18 protein-coding genes and 3 pseudogenes are annotated in these 22,513 nt (G+C 69.6%); 6 read left to right on the plus strand and 15 right to left on the minus strand.

The annotated features are described in order from the left end of the window. Positions 1 to 19: 19 nt before the first annotated feature. Positions 20 to 829 carry a SigB/SigF/SigG family RNA polymerase sigma factor gene (locus ACFYYF_RS13355; protein WP_388774776.1) on the minus strand — a complete coding sequence of 270 codons (810 nt, stop codon included), beginning with the start codon at positions 827 to 829 and terminating at the stop codon, positions 20 to 22. A gap of 440 nt (positions 830 to 1,269) precedes the next feature. Between ACFYYF_RS13355 and ACFYYF_RS13360 the strand changes: the two are divergent. Then, positions 1,270 to 1,460 (plus strand): annotated as a pseudogene (locus ACFYYF_RS13360) (IS110 family transposase); the annotation flags it as partial. A gap of 139 nt (positions 1,461 to 1,599) precedes the next feature. On the opposite strand, the gene ACFYYF_RS13365 reads toward ACFYYF_RS13360, so the two are convergent. Further along, complete coding sequence (locus tag ACFYYF_RS13365; RefSeq protein WP_388774778.1) at positions 1,600 to 2,190, minus strand: DUF6328 family protein; 591 nt, start codon at positions 2,188 to 2,190, stop codon at positions 1,600 to 1,602. 378 nt (positions 2,191 to 2,568) lie between these two features. On the opposite strand from ACFYYF_RS13365, the gene ACFYYF_RS13370 reads away from it, so the two are divergent. Then, the gene (locus ACFYYF_RS13370) at positions 2,569 to 2,772 is read left to right on the plus strand and encodes a hypothetical protein (RefSeq protein WP_388774781.1); all 204 of its coding nucleotides are present in this window, start codon (positions 2,569 to 2,571) and stop codon (positions 2,770 to 2,772) included. Positions 2,773 to 2,838: 66 nt separating this feature from the next. Here ACFYYF_RS13370 and ACFYYF_RS13375 read toward each other — a convergent pair. From ACFYYF_RS13375 to ACFYYF_RS13400, 6 genes and pseudogenes are all read right to left on the minus strand, one after another. Next, positions 2,839 to 3,227 (minus strand): annotated as a pseudogene (locus ACFYYF_RS13375) (Ppx/GppA family phosphatase); the annotation flags it as partial. 989 nt (positions 3,228 to 4,216) lie between these two features. Beyond that, on the minus strand, positions 4,217 to 4,642 hold the full coding sequence (locus ACFYYF_RS13380) for an SRPBCC family protein (protein ID WP_388774784.1): 426 nt from the start codon (positions 4,640 to 4,642) through the stop codon (positions 4,217 to 4,219). Positions 4,643 to 5,300: 658 nt separating this feature from the next. Further along, positions 5,301 to 6,539 carry a PP2C family protein-serine/threonine phosphatase gene (locus tag ACFYYF_RS13385; protein ID WP_388774786.1) on the minus strand — a complete coding sequence of 413 codons (1,239 nt, stop codon included), beginning with the start codon at positions 6,537 to 6,539 and terminating at the stop codon, positions 5,301 to 5,303. A gap of 633 nt (positions 6,540 to 7,172) precedes the next feature. Beyond that, a complete protein-coding gene (locus tag ACFYYF_RS13390) occupies positions 7,173 to 7,400 on the minus strand; it encodes a DUF5133 domain-containing protein (RefSeq protein ID WP_388774789.1) in 228 nt (75 codons plus the stop codon). A 156-nt stretch (positions 7,401 to 7,556) separates the two neighbouring features. Further along, a complete protein-coding gene (locus tag ACFYYF_RS13395; protein WP_388774792.1) occupies positions 7,557 to 7,883 on the minus strand; it encodes a plasmid stabilization protein in 327 nt (108 codons plus the stop codon). A gap of 450 nt (positions 7,884 to 8,333) precedes the next feature. After that, the gene (locus ACFYYF_RS13400) at positions 8,334 to 8,981 is read right to left on the minus strand and encodes a type III effector protein (protein ID WP_388774795.1); all 648 of its coding nucleotides are present in this window, start codon (positions 8,979 to 8,981) and stop codon (positions 8,334 to 8,336) included. 141 nt (positions 8,982 to 9,122) lie between these two features. On the opposite strand from ACFYYF_RS13400, the gene ACFYYF_RS13405 reads away from it, so the two are divergent. Together ACFYYF_RS13405 and ACFYYF_RS13410 are read left to right on the plus strand one after the other, a co-directional pair. Then, complete coding sequence (locus tag ACFYYF_RS13405; protein ID WP_388774798.1) at positions 9,123 to 9,554, plus strand: Hsp20/alpha crystallin family protein; 432 nt, start codon at positions 9,123 to 9,125, stop codon at positions 9,552 to 9,554. Between the two features lie 173 nt (positions 9,555 to 9,727). Next, positions 9,728 to 10,174 (plus strand): DUF2267 domain-containing protein, encoded by a 447-nt coding sequence (locus ACFYYF_RS13410; RefSeq protein ID WP_388774801.1) that lies wholly within the window; start codon positions 9,728 to 9,730, stop codon positions 10,172 to 10,174. Positions 10,175 to 10,623: 449 nt separating this feature from the next. Here ACFYYF_RS13410 and ACFYYF_RS13415 read toward each other — a convergent pair whose 3' ends face one another. From ACFYYF_RS13415 to ACFYYF_RS13425, 3 genes and pseudogenes are all read right to left on the minus strand, one after another. Beyond that, a complete protein-coding gene (locus tag ACFYYF_RS13415) occupies positions 10,624 to 12,768 on the minus strand; it encodes an FUSC family protein (RefSeq protein ID WP_388774803.1) in 2,145 nt (714 codons plus the stop codon). A 230-nt stretch (positions 12,769 to 12,998) separates the two neighbouring features. Beyond that, positions 12,999 to 13,461, minus strand: a pseudogene (locus tag ACFYYF_RS13420) (alcohol dehydrogenase catalytic domain-containing protein); the annotation flags it as partial. Between the two features lie 265 nt (positions 13,462 to 13,726). Next, entirely contained in the window at positions 13,727 to 14,848 is a 1,122-nt protein-coding gene (locus ACFYYF_RS13425; RefSeq protein WP_388774806.1) for a hypothetical protein, read from the minus strand. A 354-nt stretch (positions 14,849 to 15,202) separates the two neighbouring features. Between ACFYYF_RS13425 and uvrA the strand changes: the two genes are divergently transcribed. Beyond that, a complete protein-coding gene (gene uvrA / locus ACFYYF_RS13430; protein ID WP_388774808.1) occupies positions 15,203 to 17,671 on the plus strand; it encodes an excinuclease ABC subunit UvrA in 2,469 nt (822 codons plus the stop codon). 301 nt (positions 17,672 to 17,972) lie between these two features. On the opposite strand, the gene ACFYYF_RS13435 is transcribed toward uvrA, so the two are convergent. The 4 genes from ACFYYF_RS13435 to ACFYYF_RS13450 form a co-directional block, all read right to left on the minus strand. Continuing rightward, on the minus strand, positions 17,973 to 18,536 hold the full coding sequence (locus ACFYYF_RS13435) for a type 1 glutamine amidotransferase domain-containing protein (RefSeq protein ID WP_388774811.1): 564 nt from the start codon (positions 18,534 to 18,536) through the stop codon (positions 17,973 to 17,975). 161 nt (positions 18,537 to 18,697) lie between these two features. Beyond that, the gene (locus tag ACFYYF_RS13440; protein ID WP_388774814.1) at positions 18,698 to 19,147 is read right to left on the minus strand and encodes a DUF1931 family protein; all 450 of its coding nucleotides are present in this window, start codon (positions 19,145 to 19,147) and stop codon (positions 18,698 to 18,700) included. 348 nt (positions 19,148 to 19,495) lie between these two features. Beyond that, positions 19,496 to 20,341, minus strand: a complete 846-nt coding sequence (locus tag ACFYYF_RS13445; protein ID WP_388774816.1) for an aldo/keto reductase — start codon at positions 20,339 to 20,341, stop codon at positions 19,496 to 19,498. Positions 20,342 to 20,442: 101 nt separating this feature from the next. Continuing rightward, entirely contained in the window at positions 20,443 to 20,646 is a 204-nt protein-coding gene (locus tag ACFYYF_RS13450; RefSeq protein WP_388774819.1) for a hypothetical protein, read from the minus strand. Positions 20,647 to 20,779: 133 nt separating this feature from the next. On the opposite strand from ACFYYF_RS13450, the gene ACFYYF_RS13455 reads away from it, so the two are divergent. After that, positions 20,780 to 22,204, plus strand: coding sequence for an NAD-dependent succinate-semialdehyde dehydrogenase (locus ACFYYF_RS13455; protein ID WP_388774821.1), 1,425 nt, complete (start codon positions 20,780 to 20,782; stop codon positions 22,202 to 22,204). Positions 22,205 to 22,513 lie beyond the last annotated feature (309 nt).

The raw sequence follows: 22,513 nt of genomic DNA on the forward strand, positions 1-22,513 counted from the left end.
TTCTCTTCTGGGCTGCCGGTCACCGCGCCAGAGCCTCTCGGCGTACGCGGGCGCAGCTGGCGGAGATGAGGCGGGAGACGTGCATTTGCGAGATGCCGAGCTTTTCGGCGATACGGCCTTGCGTCATGTCCTCGAAGAAGCGCATGTAGAGGATGGTCCGCTCCCGTTCGGGAAGCCGGCGCAACTCCTTGGCGGCCGCCATCCGGTCGACGACGGTGTCGAAGGAGGAGTCGGTGCCGCCCAGGGTGTCGCCAAGGCTGTATCCGTCGTCGCCTGCGCCCACTTCCACGTCGAGGGAGAGGGCGCTGAAGCCTTCCATGGCCTCCATACCAGCACTCACCTCGTCCTCGGTGAGGCGGGCGTGGGTGGCAATCTCCGGGATCGTCGGCTCGGCCGGGCCGGGCTGCTGGCGCAGTTCGCGGCGAGCGATCCGGACACGGTTGCGCAGTTCCTGGACACGGCGTGGAACTCGCACGGCCCACATCCGGTCCCTGAAGTGACGTTTTACCTCGCCGGTGATCGTCGGGACGGCGTAGCTCTCGAAGGCGCCGCGAGCCGGGTCGAACCGGTCTATGGCCTTGATGAGACCGAGGGCTGCGACCTGGCGCAGATCCTCGATGGCCTCACCTCGGTCGCGGAAGCGGCCGGCGATCCGGTACGCCATGGGCAGCCAGAGACTGACCAGCTCATCGCGCACGGCATCCCGCTCGGGTCCGTCCTCCAGTTCCACCAGCCGGATGAACAAAGCATCGGATTCGGGTGAGTCGTCAGAGTCTCGGCCTGCCGCAACCGCGGTGCGCGGACGGGCTGCGAAGTTCTTGGTGGGCACGCGGGGATCCCTCCTGGACGGCACGTCCGGGCGGTGCGCAAGAAACGCGGGGCCCGGACGAGGGTGAGTGGGACATGTCGCACAGAGAAGGGCTCCGCAGACCGCGGAGGAAGCCGCGGCCGCACGGATCAACTCCGCTTGGCTCGCGCCTCCGGTCCGAAGCACACAGCCCGCCTGCCCCGCGTCCACACCCGCAAACAGTTCGAGCGACGCCGCCCGTCCCTCGGATGCCCCAGCACCCTCGCAACAACGCGCGTGAGCCCGTTGTCGGCACGGCATTAGCCGGTCTGAACTGGTGGACGGCGAGATGAAGTTGGCGTCGGCGGAAATGAAGGGCTCCAGGGCGTAACACTTTTCACACCCCAGCTCCGCCCATCTTGCTCGCCTGACGACCGCTTCTCAGCTCCGCCGCCTGCATCGACATGCTCCAGCGTCACGCGATGCCCCACATCCTGCGGGCGATCGACGGCGAGGACGAGACGATCGCCGAACTCGAAATGATCGTCGGCTCGACGACCTGGCCGGCGAAGCCACCAGGGTCGCCAGCCGGCTCCACGACCTGCTGACCCAGATAAACCCGTCGCTGGAACGGGTCCTCGGGTCGCGGTTGCAGCACCCGACCTACTACGAACCCCGGCCGCCCGCAGTCGGCTGACCCTCGCCGCCGCGCCCGCGCCCGCACGATCAGGCTGAGGTGCTCGTGGGCGGTGGTGCACGGCGGCTCCAGGATGGGACTCACGCTGGGGGCCGTCGGCGGTGGCCGGGTTCCGTCAGCCGGCGGGTTCCTCCGGCACCGTGGTGTACCGGTGCCGTGCCCACAGCGGCAGCGCGGCCCAGCACGCGAGGTACCAGGCGACCACCGTGCCCACCAGCCAGGGCACGAAGCCGTCGTGCGTGGCCACCCGGAGGATCAGGAACAGGGCGGAGGTGAGCGTGGCGACCAGCAGCGCCAGGCCGAGGAAGATGAGCCGTGCCGCCCAGCGCACCGCCTGCGCCTTGATGCTGCGGCCGGAGATTATCCGGTGGAAGGGGACGGGCGCGATGAGGGCGCCGGTCGCGGTCGCGCCAAGGACGACCGTCGTGATGTAGATGAACCGGTTCGCGTGCGACAGATGCGCGAAGGCCGGGGTGAACGCCACGCTCAGCAGGAAACCGAAGAGGATCTGGACGCCGGTCTGCGCGACCCGGATCTCCTGCATCAGTTCGTTCCACCGCCGGTCGGCCCGCTCGGCCTCGGACTCCTCCCGCTGCGCCTCCTCGGCACCCTCCGCCCGCCTCACTTCCGCAACCCCGCTGTCCGACACGACCCCTCCCAGGCTTCTCGTCCCTGTGAGCGAGCGGATACCCACGTTCGCCGCCATCGCGCATCCCGAATTGGCTTTTTCTTGACCTCGCATTGGGAGGCGCTATACATGGGACTGAGCGTTCGCGGCGTGCGCCCCAGACTGAAAATGCGGCGAATCCGTCCGTCCACTCCGACAGCGGCAGCACCGACATCGCGATGAAGCACCCGCGCCAGGGCGGCAAGACGTCCTGGAACCGTCACGGTTCGGACGGCAGACTGGCCGCCGCCTGCAGGCGAAATACGCCGCCATCCTGTCGGACCACTCCCAGTGGACAGGGCGCGCGGTCCAAGGCATCCTGCTCGCCGACGGACAACGAGCGGGAAGACTGGCGGGTGGGACGCCAGCTTGCGGGGACTCGAATGTTGCCCTCATCCCGAAAATGAGAAGAGAGGGATGGGGTCGAACACGTCCAACCCTCAGCAGCCGCAGCAGCGGCGCAGCCGTGAAAGTGGTGCCACCCCGCAGGACAGCGGCGAGCTCAACGCGCGTCAGGCCGAGGAGACGGGCCAGGGCCACCCTCATGGCACGGACAAGGGGAACAAGGGCGGCGGAGACGGCAGCGGTGTGCCGCCGGACCAGCAGGCCGATCACTCTTGAGCCGCCAGGACCGTGTCGACGAAGGGAACTGGAGGATCCTCAAGCCTGCCGGATCGAGTCCCCCACCAGCGGCCCGGCCTGCCATCCCATCCAGCGGCGAGCCGCCAAATAGGTCAGCTCCGCCTCCAGCTCACCCGGCGGGGTGCATGGCTGGGCCCCGCTCCCCTCCCCAGCCGCACGCATTACCTGCGTGCGGTTGGGGGCCGGCGCACCACGGCGGTCGCGAACGCCAGCGGCTCGGCCGCGTCGCACTCCCGCGCGGTGCGGGCCGCCGCGGACACCGCCTTCACCAGTAGCCCGGTGGCATCCGGGCCAAAACAGCCGTCGGCCCCGGCCCGCTCGGACAGTCGCAGCTTCCACTTCACCGTATGCACCGGCAGCGGCACCCCGGCCTGCACGTCCGCGACCGCCAGCCGCACCGTGTTCGACCCCGCGTCCACCACGCTCACCCGCATACGCCCCGGTACCCAGCATCTGCAGACCAAGCAAAGCCGCGCAACGTGGCTGGCGAGTGCACCCCGGAAGACAGGCCAGGAGAGCGCTGGACCTAACGCCCTGATCACAACAGCAGGAGCGATGCACCCGCGCCAGAACACGGCAGCCCCGCTTCTTCTTGGCTCATACCTAGGAGCGGCAAGCGTGCCAGGGCGTCATCCAGCAGACCCCGCAGCGCAAGGCGGGCTTGATCATTGTTGTACAGCGACGGTGGTACCCCAGGTGGGACGGGGGGTTCGCCATCGCCGGTCGATACGTCCTGCATCGTCATACCCTGAGCAACGAGACACGCCCCCGCCTCCGCTTGAGCCGAACGGGTGCGCCGCAGCAGTCCCCATCAGGTGGACGTCACCCCCGACTCCGTCCAACGGTAGGCCGGCGCCTCGCTTTCCGGATAGCTGAGCGCTGGCGCTCCGGCTCCCGAAGTGCTCATAGTCGACTGCATGGGGCCGGTCTGAATGAACTACTGCGCGCCCGCTACTTCGCCACCGATGCCGGCACCGCGTTCTATCCGGCTGCCCCGGGGCGCCAGATGATTCGCCTACTGAACATCACCGGCACCAACACTGCCTTCTACGCCGTCCCCTGTCTGCCGGCGCCTACCGCTGTATCCCCTTGCTGCTTTCCAGCTCTAGCAGCAGACGGGCCTCGTGTTCACCGCGCGGACCAAGGCGGCGCAGGTGGCCCGCCGCGGACGCGGCGGTGAAGCGGGCTGCTCAGGGCACTCGCCCATTCGTGCGACGTTACGGGCACGCACAAGCTGCCGCCGCCCGGCGCTGCGCACTTCAGCCCGCCTTGACGAGATCGCCGGGCTTCCAGGTGTCGGGCCGTGGAAAACGCTCGCGGAGGATGTCAAGGACCCCAACCCGCCCGCGCAGGTTGACGAAACCCGTAGGGGCACCCTCGAATACCTCCGGGGCGCGTCCGATGTCCGCGGGTGGCAGAGACATCACGTGGCAGCCGCGGTTTCGGCGAGCTTCTGGAATTCGCCAAGGTCGTAGTTGGCCAGGACCGAGTCGAGGTTGGTGAGTGCGCCGAGGTGCTCCACGAATCCCTTCGGGTCGTACTCGATCTGCAGGGCGACCCGGCTCGAGGTGTCGCTCAGCCGGTGGAACGTCACAGCACCCGCGTGGTGGACACCCTGGGTGGTGTGCCAGGCGATCCGCTCCCCAGGGATCACCTCGGTCAGTTCAGCGACGAAGTTCTTGTCCGCGCCCGGCAAGGACAGCTGCCAGGCGAACCGACGTTCGCCGAGGGGCTCCACCAGACGCACGTGGCTCAGGAAGGCCGGCCACCGGGTCACATCGCTCCACAGATCCCAGGCGACGGACACGGGGGCCTGGATGTCGACGGTCTCCACCAGGGAAGCGGACACGCTGGTACCTCTCTCTTGCTCGGCCCGACGCCGGGGCGGCGTCGGATCATGGAACTCGGCTACCCGCACCTGTGCGGCCCATACGAAACTCCCCTACTCTCCCTGGCCAGTGCTCACCCGGTTCATCGGTTCCGCCGGTTCGGCAGGCAGAGCCTCGGTGCATTGCCCCACCGGCCGGTGCTCCCCAAGGCCTGCAGCCTTCGCTGTCGCCTCCGAGGAGCTGGACGGACACCTCGTCCAGACTCAGAGGTGCCAGCCCGCACCGGTGCCGCCCCTCCTGCGCCGCCAGCACGCGTGGGTACGGGTCAGCCGCAGGTCGTCGCTGTCGTAGTAGCCGGCATCCAGTCGCTGCACCCCGTGCTCGCCGCATGGGCCAGCAGCCCCGCGCCGAGCAGGTCAGCTACGCGCCGGGCCGCGCAGCCTCGGATGGGCGAGCAGCCGCCAATAGCGTTGCCCGCTGCCCGTCACAGACCGGACGCCGGTGGCGTGCCCTGTACACGCCACCGCGCGGCCTGCCGTGGCAGGGACGAGTTGGTGCGTGTTCACCGTGGACAGACTGCCGGACGATCCAGCCATACTCAGAGCGCTGACCCGCCCCGTCGGTGCTCCGCGAGGATGCGCCACGGTACCGAGGCGCCGCCGGGCTGTGACGCGTGAGTCATAGCCGGATGACGACCAAGGCAACGTCGTCGCGGGCGCTGCTGCTGACGCCGAGGTCCACGAGCAGGGCGTCGGAGAGGCGTTCGGGTTCGTGGCGGACGTGGCGGGCGAGCGCGGTGGTGAGGCGTTGCAGGCCGATGTCGATGTCCTCCCCGGGGCGTTCGATGAGGCCATCGGTGTAGAGCACGAAGGTGTCGCCGCGGGTGTAGGGCAGGTCAGCCTGGGGGTGGGGGACGGGTTCGGGGCGGGTCCCCAGCGGAGGGTCGGTGGCCTGGTCGAGAAGGTCGAAGGTGCCGTCCGGGTGGACCATGATGGGGGGCGGGTGGCCGGCGCTGCTATACACGATGCGGCGTGCGCGGGGGTCCACCACGGCCTGGACGACAGTGGTGGCCAGTGCACCCTCCACGTCGCGCGCATACAGGCTCAGGACGTCCAGGGCCTCTGCGGGCCGTTCCACGGCCCTGACCAGGGCGGACAATGCGCTGCGGAGCATACCCATGACGGCTGCGGCTTCAAGTCCGTGGCCGACGACGTCGCCGACCGCGACGGCAAATCTGCCCTCGGTCAGGTCGACTACGTCGTACCAGTCGCCGCACACGTTCAGTGACCCGGCGGCGGGCAGATAGCGCACCGCGGTCTCCCGGTGCCGGGCCAGATGAGGCGCGTGGAGCATGGCCTCCTGCAAGGTGACGGCAACCTCGCGCTGCCGGGCATGGGCCTGATGCAGTTCCTCGTTCAACCGCTTGAGTTCACGTGCCCGCGCGTAGAGTTCGACCTCCCTGGCTTCCACGTCGCTGAGCGCGCCGCCTTCTCTCACGTGGGAGTGGGAGCGGATGAACGAGGTCACGTCCTCCCCCCGGTGCAGGATCCACTCCACCTGCCCATCCGGACCGAGTACCGGGGTGTTGATCGCGGACCACCACCGCTCCTCGAACACACCCGGTCGGCCGGCCACGGGAATGTCGTACTTCATCGGCGCCATCGTGTCCCGCTCCTTCGAGCGCAGGACCCGACGTAGGGAAGCGTGCAGATTTCGCACCCCGTCAGCATCCGGGTCCGCCGGATTGTCAGGGAAGGCATCGAAGAGGTACCTCCCGAGCAGATCTTCCCGGGTACGGCCAGTCACCAGGCAAGCTGCCTCGTTGATGTCCGCGAGCACCAGATCCGGGCCCAGCACCATACAGGGGCTGGGGGTGGCCGCGAAGAGCGCCTGGTAGTCGATCGCCGGCTCTGCCACACGGTGCGGCCGCAGACTCTCACCAGGGCTGTCCTCATCCCTCACCCTTACGTTCTACCGGCCGTCGGCGTTCTCGGCACCTTTGCACTTCGCAGTGAGCGTCGCGTTTCCGGGAGTGTGGCAGCCGTGGCGTCACGGGACGATGATCCGCGTCCAACACGATCAGTGTGTCGCCGCGGTCCCAGGTCATCAAGTGAGTTCGGTCGGGTGACATGCGGCAGTCAAGTACGAGGTCCGTGTGGGCCTCGAGGAGTGCGCCGGTGCGGGTCGACCGGATCTGCGTGTCGGGTCAGGCACGGCCGGCCAGTGCTCGGTGGTGGCGAAACGTGTACGTGTCTGTTCCCGCGTGAAGTGCTCACGAAGGCCGCAAGTTCTAGGACGCGGAGGCGGTGAACGTCGCCGATCGCGGTCCACGAGCCGTCCGCGGCCGGCCCGAGTCGGTGGACCTCATGCGGCTGACCGGGTAGCGCCGCGATCAGCAGCCCGGAACACGGGTCCCGGAGCAGGATCTGGCCCCACCACCGCAGGCTGCCAGGGCTGCTCGACCTGCGGCAAGCGCCAGATGTGGCTCCCCTACGACGTGGGCTTCGTTCCTCCTGGACAGCCGCGCCGAGCCCGCGCCGGTCCTCCGTCTCAGGGGCTGATGACCGAGTCGTCCCCGGGGCGAGCGCCAGGCAGCTGGTAACGGGCCGCGATCAGCGCGGTGTCGATGTCACCTGTGCCCGTAACCACACACAGGGTGTAGGAGACGTCGTCCATGCGCTGGCGTACCTCGTCGCTGCCGTTCTCCGCGTGCAGGAGGCGCAGTGTTTCGTACTGCTCGATCAGATTCGTCAAGACTGCCGGATGCGCCATGAGCATGAGAGCCTCCTTGATGATCCCCCGAACCAGTCTGGCATCCCCGCCAGCCTGCTCTTGTCAGGCACCTGAAGACGGGCGCACTGAGCCTCAGCCGGTTCCTGGCGCGCGGTTCGTCCGCGGGACGAGGGAGCCGTCCGCGAGCACGTCACGCTGCCATTACCGGCCCAGAGCGTCCTCCAACTGCTGTTTGTTCATCGAGGAACGGCCGTGGACATTGCGCTTCTTCGCCTCTTCGTACAGCTGGTCCCTGGTGGGGCCCTGTGCGCCACTGTGGGAGCGCTGTCCGCCGCGCTGGGAGGCCGATTTGCGGTCCTGGGTGGACGTCTTGCCGGCGGTCTTCGACTCGCCGGAGCGGGCCGGCTCCTTGTTCACGGTCCGCGCAGCGATCTCCTTCGCCCGCCCTGTCGACTCGCCGCGGTCCTGGGCACCCTTCTTGATGTGCTCGTACTGCCGCTCGCGCTTGGCGCTCGATCCTGCCGGCATGTCGCTGGTCCTTTCCTGCACCCGTGCGGCTGAACATCTCGTTCAACGGCGGCCAGGCGGTCCCGGTATGTCAGGGGTGGTCGGGGCGCTGACCCGGCGGCACTCCGCCGCTTTCGCCATCTTGAGACACCTCCTGGTGCCGGGGTCACGACGACGAGTTCCCCGAAGCACAGGGAGGAATCACGACACCCCGCACCGCCCAGGATGAAACAGCCAGCCCTGTTGCGGGGCGGCCGCCACAACGACTCCAGCAGGGGCTGACCGCCACCCGACCTCGTGGCCGCCGCCTGGCTCGAACCCGCCAGGCGCCGCTGGCGCGACCGCCACCGCGGTCCAACCGCAGGCAGGACCCCGGCCATCGCGCTACGCCCGGCAGCGGACAGAGCCCCAGTGAGGTCATTCCACGGGCCCGTCGGGCTTCTCCTCGGTGACCAGGCCTCCCGATGGCTGTCACTGCCGGTTCGAGGAGCGTTGGCGGTGTTCGTTCTCGCGCATTTCGCGGGTCTGGCGGCCGAGGTCGGTGACGCGGTCCGCGAGGTCGGGATGCGCCGAGCGCAGATGTGGGCCCGCGTCGGAAAGGGGGCCGAGGAGTTGGGACGGATCGCTGTCGCCGAGCGCGGCGTGCAGGGCGGTGAGCGCGCCGTCGGCTGCCGGTGGAAGGTCCGGCAGGGCGGTGATGGTTCCGGCGAGCTGGCGCAGCGCGGCGGCTTGAGCGGTGGCCCAGGTCGTGACGGAGCGGTCGGCGGCGCGCTGGTCGCGAGTGGCTTGCACGCGCTGCTCCTTGGTAGTGCCGTCGGCTCCGGGGCGTACGCGCAGGTATCGGCGCTCGGCGGCTTGGCGGCTTGCGACACCGAGTGGGTGGGCCAGCTCGCCCCAGCTGGCGCCGGCCTGCCGGGCCGTCTCGATCAGCGCGGGTTCCCACAGGACCAGTTGTTCGCGTACCTGACGCAGGAGCAGGAGGGCGGCGATGGCCTTTTCGGGGTCGTCGGTGGAGGCGTCCTCGGCGGTTCGCGCGGTCCGCATGGCCTGTGCGATGGCCTCAAGCGCGGTGGCGGTGGCTTCGAAGGAGGTCGGTGCCGGGACTTCTCCGTCGCTCATTGTGCTCCTCCACTGTCGCCGTCATCGCATGTCGTCTACTGGATGACATGTGAGCTTGTCGTCGTATGGATGACATGGTACAACGGAAACAGGTGAAGCGCATTGGCAGCAACTGCCTGAACTCATCTGGAGGTGTCTACCGTGTTGATGCGCACCGACCCGTTCCGCGAACTCGACCGCCTGGCACAGCACTTGACGGGTCCCGGAACATGGTCCCGCCCCTCGGCGATGCCGATGGACGCCTACCGCGACGGCGACCAGTACGTCATCGCGTTCGACCTGCCGGGGATCACCCCCGAGGCGCTCGACATCGACGTCGAACGGAACATGCTCACTGTCAGGGCGGAGCGACGCCCCCTGCCACGGTCCGAGAACGCCCAGACCGAACTGTCCGAACGGCCTCTGGGCATCTTTTCCCGGCAGATCGTCCTGGCCGACTCTCTCGACACCGAGAACATCTCCGCGGACTACGAAGCCGGCGTCCTGACGCTGCGCATCCCGATCGCGGAACGGGCCAAGCCCCGCAAGATCAGCGTGCGCAGCGGCGAACGCGAACGCGAGATCGAGAGCTGATCCGCCGACAGCCGGCGCGGACCGGCCCCCGCCGTCCGTGCACCCAAGTCTTGTCGGCGCCGGCTCCCCCATCCCCCTCGGACAACCAGTTCGTGCTCGGAGCGCCGTCCAGCGCGCTCCGAGCACGGGCTCGACTTCGCCCAACCGGCCCACGCCAGGAAAGCCGACGCGTCATGACCCATCTCTCGCCCCCCACCCTCTACGCCCCGCCGCCGGCCGTCACCTTCGACCAGATGCTGGAAAAGGTGCGCTACGAGGGCGTCTACTCCACCCCCGGGCAGGCCCGGGACGTCACACGCCGGGTCCTGCAGGCTCTCGGCCGCCAGCTTCCCGACGATGAACGCAGAGAGCTCGCTTCAGCCCTCCCGCAGGAGGCAGCCGAACTCCTGACCTCCCAGGACACCGACACCGTCACCATGCCCTTGACCGGGTGGGGCTTCGTCAAAGACCTCGCCGAGCGGACCGGCGCCAGCCCGGCCACCACTCGCTGGGACACCGGCGCGGTCCTCGGCGTCGTCGCCCGACTCGCCGGAGACGACCTGACAGCACGCATCGTCTGCCGCCTCCCCGAGGGTTACGCTCTGCTGTTCGGACGGGCGCAGCTCCTTCGGGCCGTCTGACCGCCCCAGCAGCCGCGCCCCGGGCCGGACGGTCCTCATGCCACCCGAACCCAGCCGTCCGATGACCGGTACGGGCCGATCACCGAAGCCAGCCAAGGCTGGTCGAAGCACGGTCGGCCCGTCAATCCATCCTGGACGCCGGCGAGGTGCCCTTCTGATGGGGCAGCAGCCCTCCACGCAGACGGAACCTGCTCACCCACAACGGCACGACGAGCTTGCCCGGGGGATCTCGGAAAACCGCAGTAGAGCCGCTCATTGGACTCGGCCGGCACCCACAGACCGGACAGGCCGCGCGCCCGGCTGTGGACCTGGCTCCAGCTGACCGGGCCTCCGGTCTTACGGCAGCGTCAGACATGTCGACCGAGTCGGTCCGCCGTGTGGCGGCGCGCGACACGGCGGGAGGCTGCTTGCCGCTCCAGAAGGCGAGGCGCTCGTCGTTGCCGCCTTCGTCACCCGCCCCGGTGCACGGGTCCTGATTCGTCATCTTCCGCCGCCGCGGCGGCCCGCACTCGCTGGTCCTCGCGAGCAGAGCCGACGTCCCGTTCCAGGGGTGTACGGCTCACGGCTGTCGCGAGGTCTTCCAAGGCCCGTTTCTGCAGTTCCGCCTCGCGCCGTACGACCGGGCTTCCATTGCCGGCGGCGTCCTCCCACGCACGGAGTGCCTCCTCCACGCGTCCCCAGTCCGGATTCCTGTGCTCGCGCACGGCTATTGCCGCCTTAGCGGTGTCCGTCTCCAGGGCCTCAGCGAATCGCTCCGACTCGGGGACGAAACGGCTGTCGGCGCTCGGGACGTGGCCCTCCATGAGCATCGCCGCCCGACCGAACCCCTTGAGCGCCTCCTGCGCTTCTTGCGCCTCGCGCAGCGTCAGACCCCTGGGGCGGACCGGTTCCTGCCTTGCCCGGTCGTACGCCTCCTGCCAGGCAGCGCGTGCCTCCCTGCTCTCCAGCAGTGCCTGGCGCATGTCGGTGTGATGCTCCCAGGTCGGTTCTGCGTAGTCCCGGAGCACCGCGGCCGCGTAGCGGCCGTTGGCAGCGAGCCAGTCCGCGAGCCGACCCGGAAGCCGGGGTGTCTCCCATGCGGGGAACACCACGTACGCCAGCATCGCCAGAGCCCCGCCGAGCAGGGTGAGCACCACCCGCTCCGGGACCGTCTGCTCCCATACCTGGCCGTCCATACCGAGCAGGAAGACGACGTACGCGGCGGTGAAGCACTGGGAGTAGGCGTAGCCGGTACGGTTCAGCATGTACGACAGGCCCGCCGAGACCACTGCCAGCGCGCCGAACACATGGGCGTCCGGAGCCAGGACCCGCACCATGCCGGTGGCGAGCGCGACCCCCGCCAGAGTCCCGGCGAGACGGGCCACCACACGCGCGTACGTCCGGTGGAAGTCCGGCCGCATCACCATCACCGAGACGATGGGCGCCCAGTAGCCGTGGCCCAAGGGCAGCCGGGCGGCGATCAGATAGCCGAGCGTGGCCACCGCCGCCAGGCGGACGCCGTGCCGGAACACGGGTGAGTCCCGGCGGAGTTCGCGGCGGACCGCCCGGACGACGACCGGGACCAGCCGGAGCATCGTCGGGCGCACCAGAAACTGTGCGCCTGCGAGGCCGGGCGGCGTGGGCGCCCTCCCCGGCGCGCAGCCGCTCCCGGCGATCTCCAACGCCTCGCCGAGTAGTTCCACGAGCCGCTCGGCGGCCCGCCGCGCGGGGCCCTCCAGCATGTCGTGCTCCTCGTCGACGCACAGGACGTCCGTGCTCTCGGGCCGCACCTCGACGGGAGTGCCGCGTCGGATCGAACGGGCGGCCGCATCCAGAACGTCGGCAGCCGCGTCGAGCAACTCCCGCGCGCGGTCCCGCCCGGGTCCCTCCGCCGGGGCGCCCACGTCCGGGTCGGCGAGCGCCGCGACCACCGGCCGAATGCGCTCGGCGAGTCCCCGGGGGCCGTGCAGGACAGGGGGACGGGTGCGGGCCTGTGACGGCGTCACGGCAGCCGCGTCCCGAGCCGTCATCAGCGGCTCCGGGTCGAACGGGGCGGTCGGGTCGTGCCGCAACCGGCGGGCGTAGTCCGCTACGGCGGCCAGGGCGTCGGCGAGCGCGTCACGATGCGCTCCCCACCGCCGGATCGGGAACAGCAAGATCAGCACGGCCTGCGTCACTCCCCCGAGTGCGATGACCCCGGCGTGCTCCAGGGCTCGCCCGATGCTCGTGGGCAAGGTAATGGTCACCAGCATGCCGCCCACGGTCGTCGCTGCAACAATCCCAGCGGTCGACCCGACGGCCCACGCCATTCCCGCGGCGAAGGCCCATACGGCCAGCAGCGGCAGGAACGTCACAAGTCGCCCCGCCGCCAAGTAACCCACGAAAGTGCTGAGCGCCAGACCGGCGCCCGCGCCGAGCGCGACGACCTTGCGTGGACGCCAGTTGCGCTGGAAGGTGGCCCCACCCGCGGAGTAGGCGCCGAGGGCGGCGGACGCGGCATACGCAGGGGAGACCAGCCACAGCGCCGACCCGATCACGATCGCCACCCCGACGGCCGCGCGCAGCGCGAGCAGAGGCTCCAGCCGAGTCTCCTCGATCTTGAGCCCAGATCGCACGACTTCCCCGAAAGCCCGCGGCCACGACGCGTGTCCGCCTGGCCGGAACGCCCTGCCGCGTCGCGTCGGCCTGTTCGAGGTGCGGCTACCGTCGGGCAAGGAATCCTCCCACACGGCCCGTCAGCCGGCCGGCGCCGCAGCGGCTGGAGGGGGTGCTGCCACTGAGGACACAGCTGGACGTCTGCCGTCCGTCCTCAGGCCGGCGCGCGGGCAATCGTTGTTGGTCAAGCGGTCTGCCGCTCGGCGGCGTCCTCGCCCAGACGCAGCGCGTTGAAGTCGCCGTAGGGCACGCGCAGCAGTTCCGCCTGGCCCCCCTGGTAGGGGCCCATGTCGGCGAATCCGTAGGCGGCTCCGGCGAGGGCCGGTTCCAGCTGCATGGTCAGGCAGTAGTTGGTCAGGCCCTGCTCGGCACTGCTTGCAGAAGCCGCAGGCGATGGTGAAGGGCAGGACCACGTACTCGCCGACCTGGACCTTGCGCACGGCCGAACCGACCTCCACCACCTGCCCCATGTTCTCGTGTCCCAGGGTGCGGCCGGACTCGAACGAGGTGCGTCCCTCGTACATGTGCAGGTCCGAACCGCAGATGTCGGTGGTGGTGATCTTGACGATGATGTCGCAGGGGTGCTCGATCTTCGCGTCCGGCACGTCCTTCACCGTGACCGTTCGCGGGCCTTCATATACCGCTGCTCTCATGATGACTTCCCTTGATGTCGCGGCATGGCGGTTCTGGAGAGGGCGCAAAGAGCCTGACATCCGGAAGTGTTGCGATGGCGTCCGCGGCTCCGGCGCGCCTCTGGTAGCCGTCCACCTGCGTCAGATGGAACGGTCAGTTGCAGTAAGCCCGCCAGTGAGCTTCGGCGCTCCGGCGGCGTTGTGTCCGGGTCCCCGTCGGCTCCCGAGGCGAAACCACCACGCACCGGCCGATCGGCGTAATCTCCGGACCCGGACGACCACAGACCTACGGCACATCTCCGACTGAGGTCACCCGCTGGTCCCCGTGGTCGTCCTGCAGCACGCTGCGACGTTCCTGTTCGCGTTTGGAGTAGGCGGCTGCCCGGATCGCCTCGTCGCTCTCCAAACCCGATCCAAGGGCTCCGCCCACGGTGGCGACCGAAGCGACGAACCAGGACAACGTCCAGTACTCCGCAGCGTCGAGCGGGGTTCGTGTCGTGGAGGCGAACACCTGGCCGTTGAGGATGAACAGCGCCCACACCAAGTTGATGACCAACAAACCCACGTAGCAGACGAGCACCCCGATCCCCACGGTCATGACCGTCGAGGCGTTGTACAGAGTTGCCCGCTTCCTCGCCTCTGGCGAAACCTCATCCGTTCGGTGCCACAGGTTCGCGTCCACGATCAACCATCCGATCATGATCGCGATTGACCCGACCATGGCGACCACGAGGCGTGGCGTGCCGATGGACGCGGCCAGACTCCAGACGGTGGAGTTCACGGTGGCGGCTGCTCCCGTGGCGAGTGCTGCCGCCAGGGCTTTGGACAAGCCAGGCACCAAGCGCCACGGCCGGTTGGCGCGGACCATACCGAGCAGCACCCTCAGGTAACCGCGCGGCCCACTGACGATGTACCGCAGATCGGCGATCTCCTCCTCACCGACCTCGCCCGAATGGATCGGTGTAAGACGACCGATGAAGGGTCCCCGCAGCGGCTGACTCCCCGGCGACCCCCCAGCCCCCGTGGCCTGCGGGCCCGCCAAGCTGAGCACGGCCTCTTCCACGGCCTGCCGGGCCCGTGTCTGCAGCCGGAAGCCCCCCAGCGCGGGAAGAGACAGCAGCGCCAAGCCGTGTACGTGACTCAGATCCACCACGAGCTTGCGCCCGTGTGAGTACAGCGGAAGATCGGTGAGGGCCACGACGACGTCCCAGTTCCCCTCACTTCCGCGGTCCATGATCCGGTGCATCAATGTGGACAGGTCCTCGGTCCCTGAGGTGAAGGGTTCACTGACCACCTCGACGTCGAACCGTTGCCCCCTGCCTGACCTGTCGGTGAGCCGATCAGGAAGTGTCCGAGCCATGCGCTGAGCGATATCCGTCGGCGCGTCCGGATCCGCCAGAAGAGCCACGATCGTAACCTCCTGAGACGGCACCCGCATGACTCCTTATCGTCGGCTGCTTCCGCGATCGCACGTGGCCACAGGATGCCCCCGAGGCAACGCCGACGCCGCGTGACACGCTGGCCCCCGCCAGCCGGGGCGGATCGAGAGTGGGTGCGAAACGCCGTCGCCTCGCGGCGGGAGCTCCATACGGCTTCAGCCGAACGATCGTCCACCTGGGCAAAGGGCGGGGCCCCAGGGACACAGCTCCCTTCATGCCCGCGTACGCGTCAGCGGTGAAGCAGGCTCGAATGTCTCCCGGGAGCGGGGCGCGGTGACGGCGCCTGTCGCGCGGTTCGCGGCGCAATCGGGTAGTCAGGAACGGTGAACAAGGACGCGACCGACCCCTTCGTGCATGTCCGGGGCGCCGGCGAGAACAACCTGCGCAACATCGATGTCGACGTTCCGCGGGACGCGATGGTCGCCTTCACCGGCGTCTCCGGTTCGGGCAAGTCCTCGCTCGCGTTCGGAACGCTCTACGCGGAGGCCCAGCGGCGCTACTTCGAGTCCGTGGCACCGTACGCCCGAAGGCTGTTGCAGCAGGTCGGCGCACCGCACGTGCAGGAGATCACCGGACTGCCGCCGGCCGTGGCCCTGCGGCAGCGACGCGGATCGCCCAGCTCGCGCTCGACGGTCGGCACCATCACCACGCTGTCCAATCTACTGCGCATGCTGTACTCCCGCGCCGGCACCTACCCGCCCCAGGCCGCACGGCTGGAAGCCGAGTCGTTCTCACCCAACACCGCGGCCGGCGCCTGCCCGGAATGTCACGGTCTGGGCGTCGTGCACGACGTCGCCGAGGACCTGCTCGTCCCGGACCCCTCACTGAGCATCCGCGAGGGGGCGATCGCCGCCTGGCCGGGCGCCTGGCAGGGCGCCAACCTGCGCAGCGTCGTGAAAGGCCTGGGTATCGACATCGACCGGCCGTGGCGCAGGCTCAGGAAGAAGGACCGGGACTGGCTGCTGTACACGGACGAGCAGCCCTCCGTGTACATCGAGCCGGAGGAGCACCGCGTCGACTACGGCTACCAGGGCACGTTCTGGAGCGCCCGCAAGCACGTCATGCACGTACTCGCCGACTCCAAGAGCGAGAGGATGCGCGAACGGGCGCTCCGATTCGTCAGGAGTGTGCCCTGCCCCGCCTGTCACGGCAGTGGACTACGGCCCGAGGCGCTCGCCGTGACCTTCGCCGGTCGTTCCATCGCCGAGATCAACGGGATGCCGCTCACCGAGGTCGCGGCGCTGCTGCGGCCCGTGGCAGCGCGGTCCGAGGCCGACGCCACCACGTCGACCGCACGGTCCGGGGAGACGACCGAGGTCGCGGTCCGGATCTGCGGCGATCTGGTCGCGCGGATCGGCGTACTGCTCGAACTGGGCCTCGGATATCTCGCCCTCGGGCGCCGCTCGACGACCCTGTCGCCCGGCGAGGCGCAGCGCCTGCGGATCGCCACCCAGCTGCGCTCGGGGCTGTTCGGCGTCGTCTACGTCCTTGACGAACCCTCCGCGGGCCTGCACCCGGCTGACGCGGAACCGTTGCTGGACGTCCTGGACCGCCTCAAGGGTGCGGGCAACTCGCTGTTCGTCGTGGAGCACGACATGGACGTCGTACGGCGGGCGGACTGGGTCGTCGACATCGGCCCCGGCGCGGGCGAGGGCGGTGGCCGCGTGCTGTACAGCGGCCCGGTCGCCGGTCTTGAGCGCGTCGGGGAGTCGGCCACGAGCCAGTACCTGTTCGGGCGCGCCCAGCCGCTCGATCACCGCCCGCGCACCCCGCACGGGTGGCTGCGCCTGGGCGGCGTCTCTCGCCACAATCTGCACGACGTGTCCGTCGACGTACCGCTCTGCGTACTGACGGCGGTGACGGGCGTGTCCGGTTCCGGGAAGTCGACGCTGGTGACGCAGGTGCTCGCCGAGGTCGTCCGTGGCCACCTCGGACTCGCGTCCGAGGAGCCCGACGAGGCGCGGCTGGAGGTCGACGTCCAGGACGCGTCGGGGGTCGAGTCGTTCGACCGGCTGGTCCTGGTCGACCAACGGCCCATCGGCCGGACTCCCCGGTCCAACCTGGCCACGTACACGGGGATGTTCGACGCGGTGCGCAAGCTGTACGCGGCGACGGACGAGGCCAGGGCGCGCGGCTACTCCGCTGGGCGATTCTCCTTCAACGTGCCCGACGGGCGCTGCGAGACCTGCCAGGGCGAAGGCTTCGTCGCGGTGGAACTGCTGTTCCTGCCCGGCACCTACGCGCCGTGCCCGACCTGCGATGGCGCCCGGTACAACGCCGAAACGCTGGAAGTCACCTACCGCGGCAAGAACATCGCGGAAGTGCTGGCGCTGTCCGTCGACGCCGCCGCCACGTTCCTGTCCGCCGTCCCGGCCGCCTCCCGCAGTCTGGAGACGTTGCGCGAGGTGGGACTGGGGTACCTGCGGCTGGGCCAGCCCGCGACGGAACTCAGCGGTGGTGAGGCGCAACGCATCAAACTGGCCACCGAATTGCAGCGAGCCCGCCGCGGGCACGCGCTCTACCTGCTCGACGAGCCGACGGCGGGGCTGCATCCCGCGGACATCACGCTGCTGCTGCGACAGCTCCACCGGCTCGTCGACGCGGGGAACACGGTCGTCCTCGTCGAACACGACCTGGACACGATCGCCACCGCCGACTGGGTCATCGACCTCGGCCCGGGCGGCGGTGACGCGGGCGGGCGGGTGGTCGCGGCGGGACCGCCGGCCAAGGTGGCGAAGGCCCGCCGCAGCGCCACCGCGCCCTACCTCGCGGCCCGGCTCACGCGCTCCTGACGACGGCGCGCGGAGCCCGCCGGTCAGCCGGCTGCGGGGCGCGGAGTCGCGGGCGTCGCCATGCCGCGTCCCGGCTTGTGGCGGAAACGGCCCTCGATCTGTCCCGTCGGGGCCCGTTGCACGAAGACTCCGGCGCGACGTGGCGCACCTTGATGTGCACGTGGGCGTGTCGGCATTCGACGGCGGTGCTACGGACGGCAGCCGTACGGAGGCGGCCGTCCAGGCCGCCCGGCCCGTGGGGTGGAGAGCGGGGCCGGCGGGGCCACCCGCACCGTGCACCGACTGCGACCAGGCCGCCGGGTCAGCCGGGCAGGGGGTGGTATGCCCGGGCGAACTGTTCCACGACGGCGGCGCAGAAGGCGGGCAGGTCAGCCGGGCTGCGACTGGTGACCAGCTGCCCGTCGACGACCACCTCCTGGTCGACGACCTCCGCTCCGGCGTTTCTCAGGTCGGTGCGGATGCTGGGCCAGGACGTCAGACGGCGGCCGCGCACGGCGTCGGCCTCCACCAGGGTCCACGGGCCGTGGCAGATCGATGCGACCGGTTTCCCGCTGGCCATGAAGTCCTTGACGAACTGCACCGCGTCGCGGTCCATGCGGAGCTGGTCGGGGTTCATGGTGCCGCCGGGCAGGAGCAGGGCGTGGTAGTCGTCGACGGACGCATCGGCGACCAGGCGGTCCACCGGGAAGGTTCCGGCCGCGTTGAGGTCGAACTGGCGGGCCTGTATCTCGCCGGGGTGCAGCGAGACGATCTCGGTCTTCGCCCCTGCGCCCTGCAGCGCACCGCGCGGTTGATCGAGTTCCACGCGCTCGACGCCGTCGGTGGCCAGAATCCCCACCCGCATCCCCCTGAGTTCCTGTGTCATGGTGCGGTTCCCTTCACGGGTCGCTGTTGCTGGGCCGGGAGCGGTCGGGACACCCGGCAGGTCTACCGCCTTGTCGACCACGAGTTCGTGGGAGACGATCCGCGGCGGCCCGGCCTTCGGGGTCCGAGACGAGTCCGGCGATACGTACCGGGACGCGAGTGCTACAACAACTGGTCGAACACCGCGGTCACGCCCTCCCAGTGACTGGTCTGCGGGTTCTTGACGTCCGGATAGATGATTTTGAACGTCTCGGCCAGGGCGACGCTGAGACCACCGATGATCTCGGGGTAGCGCTCTTCGGTCTCCTCAGTGGGTGTCCTGTCGAGGGGAGGGTGTGCGGCGAGCTGTTCCAGGATCGGCTTCAGGTCGACCTCCTCGTCGAGCTGCCGGAACCGGTGGATGCTCTCCTGGAGGCCCTTGGTGATCGGTAGATCCCACGGTTCGACGGTATCCCTGCCGTTGGCCTTGGCCGACGCCTGGCCGACGACCATGAGGTCGTAGAGCTTGGCGTCGACGAAATCGCCGTACCGCTTCAGGTCGTTCTTGTCCACGTCGAGGCTCGCGGCGGCGCGGAAGAACCTCTCGAACTTCGACACACCCATCACGGTCATGCCTCTCGCCTCCTCACCAGGAACGGACGGCGCCGTGCGTTTTCGCCCGCGCCGCCGTCGGCTGTTACCCGGTCGAGATTCGCAGAGCCCCCTGCTGAGCGCTTCCGCTCTCCAGGCCGAAAAACGGCGCCCTCTCCTCCCCTGGCAGAGCAGCATGGGGCGCTCAGACATCCCCCGGCCAGTCGTGCGGCCCTCCGCAGGAGGCTGCACGGCGTTGCGACGCCTCGTACGACAATTACCGACCGGACGACACGATCAGCGTGCCTGCTCGGCGTCGGCACACGCGGCGGGGTGCGCGGCGGCTCCTGATTCCGCGACGAGCGGGGCCGTGCCACCTTGGCAACCCCTTCAGAGCATCTCCAGGGGCCCGGGCCTGTCGGGCGGGGGGAACGCCTCGTCGAGGGCGTCGAGCGCCTCGGTGGGAAGGCGGAGGTCCACCGCGCCGCGGTTCTCCCGGACGTGGTCGGGTGATCCGGAACGCGGGATCCCGGCCACCCCCTGTTCCAGCACCCAGGCGAGTGCCACCTGGGCCGGCGTCGCTCCGAGGGCCCGGGCCACGGCGCCCAGTGCGTCGGCCCCCAGGAGCCGCCCCTGCTCGATCGGGGAGTAGGCCATGGCCGTCACCCCGGCCTCGCGGCACCAGGGGAGAAGATCCCACTCGATGCCGCGCCGGGAGAGGTTGTACAGCACCTGGTCGACGGCCGCGGCGTCGCCACCGGGGAGGGTGGTCAGCTCGGCCATGTCGGCGACGTCCAGATTGCTCACGCCCCAGTAACGGATCTTCTCCGCCTCCATCAGGTCGGTGAATCCCGCGAGGGTCTCCTCCAGCGGCCACCGCCCCCGCCAGTGCAGCAGGTACAGGTCCAGCCGTTCCGTGCGGAGCCGCCGCAGGCTGCCCTCGCAGGCGGCGACGGTGCCCTTCCGGTCGGCGTGGCCGGGCAGCACCTTGCTGACGAGGAAGACCTCTTCCCGGCGTCCCCTGAGGGCCTCTCCCACGAGTTCCTCGGCTGCGCCGTCGCCGTACATCTCCGCCGTGTCGACGACGGTCATACCCAGGTCCACGCCCAGCCGCAGGGCGGCGATCTCCTGTTCCCGCCGGCCCGGGTCCTCGCCCAGGTACCAGGTGCCCTGCCCGAGCGCCGCGATCTCCTCACCGGAGGGGAGCACAACTGTTCTGGCCGATTCCACAGACATCTCGGGGCCTCCCGTCCGCCGCGGATCCGTGTCGCGCGACCTCCACCGGGTGCCCAGGTCCGCGCTTCCCAGACAGCGGTGGCGCATGGGACACGAGGAGGTCACGAGGGGCGAGTGGACCGCGCCGAGAGCTCGCCGGGACCGGGTGCGCGATCCCGCAACGCGACGACCACCGACACGACGGCGCCGCAGGAGAGGATCGTCGCGAAGCCGGTCAGCGCGGTCTGCACGGGGAAGTGCCGCGGGGCGATGCCGAACAGGACGAAGGGCAGCCCCGTTCCCAGGTACGCGACGACGAAGAACACGGCGAGGACCTCCGCGGGTGAGGCGGGCTCGGCCAGTGAACCGGCATTTTCTCGATTGCTCGAATGAGACGAGTATGCATGTGTGAGCAGGCCCGGCGTGGAAACCCGGGGTGCCCCACCACAGGGAGGCATCATGGATGCCCATGTCACTGCCCAGGGAAGCCCCATCGCCACGGTCAACCCGTACACGGGTGAGAGGATTCGTGAGTTCCCGGCGCTGAGCGCGGAGGAAGTGGGGCGCGCGATCGACGCGGCCCACCGTAGCTTTCCGAACTGGCGTGCCCGGCCGACGGCGGGCCGGGCGGCCGTCGTGCAACGCGCCGGCCGGCTCATGGGGGAGCGCAAGGAGGAACTGGCGCACCTGCTGACGCTTGAGGTCGGCAAGCTGATCAGCTCGAGCCGTGCGGAGGTCGACCTCGCGTCCGACATCCTCACCTACTACGGCGAGCACGGCCTCGAGCTGCTGGAAGAACGGCCTCTGCCGGTGCCCGAGGGCACGGCTGTGCTGGTGAACGAACCGCTCGGCGTCCTCCTCGGCGTGATGCCGTGGAACTTCCCGCTGTACCAGGTGGTCCGGTTCGCGGCTCCCAACCTCGTCCTCGGCAACACGATCCTGCTCAAGCACGCGAGTAGCTGCCCCCAGTCCGCACTGGCACTCGAGCAACTGTTCAGGGACGCGGGTGTGCCGAGCGGGGTCTACACGAATCTTTTCGTGCGGGGCAGAGACGTCGGGAAGATCATCGACGACCCTCGAGTGCAGGGAGCGTCACTGACCGGAAGCGAGCGAGCGGGCGTGAGCCTGGGCGAGATCGCCGGCCGCAATGTCAAAAAGTCCGTCCTCGAGCTGGGTGGCAGTGATCCATTCGTCGTGCTGGACGGTCACAACCTCGAGCGCACCGTGTACGCCGCGTTCCTCGGCCGGATGGGCAACACCGGGCAGTGCTGCGTGGCGGCCAAGCGCTTCATCGCCCTGGGCGAAGTCTACGAGGCCTTCCTCACCGGGTTGCGTGACCGGATGAGCGAACTGCAACCAGGAGATCCGGTCGATCCCGCCACCACGCTCGGCCCGCTGTCCTCCGAGGCGGCGGCCGAACTGCTGATGGAGCAGGTTCGTGACGCGGTGGACAAGGGAGCCACGGTGGTGCTGGGCGGCGGGCGGCCCGACCTGCCGGGTGCCTTCGTCGAGCCGACCCTGCTCACCGATGTCACACCGGACATGCGGGCCTACCGGGAAGAGCTCTTCGGCCCCGTCGCCACGGCCTACCGGGTCGCCGACGAGGATGAGGCCGTGGCACTGGCCAACACCTCCCCCTATGGCCTGGGAGGCGCGGTCTTCGCCGCCGACCCGGAGCGTGCTCGCGGGGTCGCGGACCGGCTCGAGGCGGGCATGGTGTGGATCAACCACCCGACCGCGTCCCGACCGGAGTTGCCCTTCGGCGGCATCAAGCGCTCCGGCTACGGGCGCGAACTCGGCGACGTGGGCATCATGGAATTCGCGAACCGCAAGCTCGTGCGCTACGTCGACGCCGACGCCCCGATCGGAGAGGTGCTGGGCTGAACCACGAGCCGGCCGACCGCTTCCTCGCGGCGAGCTGGGGTTCGGGAACGGGACATGGTGGCGTTCGAGCGGCCCCATGGTGTTCGGCCCGGCCTACCGAGGCCGCGTCCAGACCGACTGGCCGTACGCCCGGCGTCGGGCGGCGATGAAGGCGCCTCTGCCGGTGGGCCGGCCACCGTGGCCGGTGTCCAGGACTCCCCAGCCGGCCCCCGGCCGCTCGACCAAGTCGCAGCCGGCCGTCCCGGCATCCGCGGTGCGGCCCAGATGTTCCTCCGCCGTCCGGCCCACCCACTCCAGCGCTGCTGACAC

Source organism: Streptomyces sp. NPDC001914 (assembly GCF_042891215.1).
Lineage (GTDB): Bacteria > Actinomycetota > Actinomycetes > Streptomycetales > Streptomycetaceae > Streptomyces.

Bases quoted from the DNA above. Each gene is read 5' to 3' on its own strand.
- ACFYYF_RS13400 (WP_388774795.1), bottom strand. From the start codon at position 8,981: ATGAGCGACGGAGAAGTCCCGGCACCGACCTCCTTCGAAGCCACCGCC.
- ACFYYF_RS13445 (WP_388774816.1), bottom strand. From the start codon at position 20,341: ATGTCTGTGGAATCGGCCAGAACAGTTGTGCTCCCCTCCGGTGAGGAG.
- ACFYYF_RS13435 (WP_388774811.1), bottom strand. From the start codon at position 18,536: ATGACACAGGAACTCAGGGGGATGCGGGTGGGGATTCTGGCCACCGAC.
- ACFYYF_RS13395 (WP_388774792.1), bottom strand. From the start codon at position 7,883: ATGCCGGCAGGATCGAGCGCCAAGCGCGAGCGGCAGTACGAGCACATC.
- ACFYYF_RS13365 (WP_388774778.1), bottom strand. From the start codon at position 2,190: ATGGCGGCGAACGTGGGTATCCGCTCGCTCACAGGGACGAGAAGCCTG.
- ACFYYF_RS13455 (WP_388774821.1), top strand. From the start codon at position 20,780: ATGGATGCCCATGTCACTGCCCAGGGAAGCCCCATCGCCACGGTCAAC.
- ACFYYF_RS13390 (WP_388774789.1), bottom strand. From the start codon at position 7,400: ATGCTCATGGCGCATCCGGCAGTCTTGACGAATCTGATCGAGCAGTAC.
- ACFYYF_RS13410 (WP_388774801.1), top strand. From the start codon at position 9,728: ATGACCCATCTCTCGCCCCCCACCCTCTACGCCCCGCCGCCGGCCGTC.
- ACFYYF_RS13440 (WP_388774814.1), bottom strand. From the start codon at position 19,147: ATGACCGTGATGGGTGTGTCGAAGTTCGAGAGGTTCTTCCGCGCCGCC.
- ACFYYF_RS13370 (WP_388774781.1), top strand. From the start codon at position 2,569: ATGGGGTCGAACACGTCCAACCCTCAGCAGCCGCAGCAGCGGCGCAGC.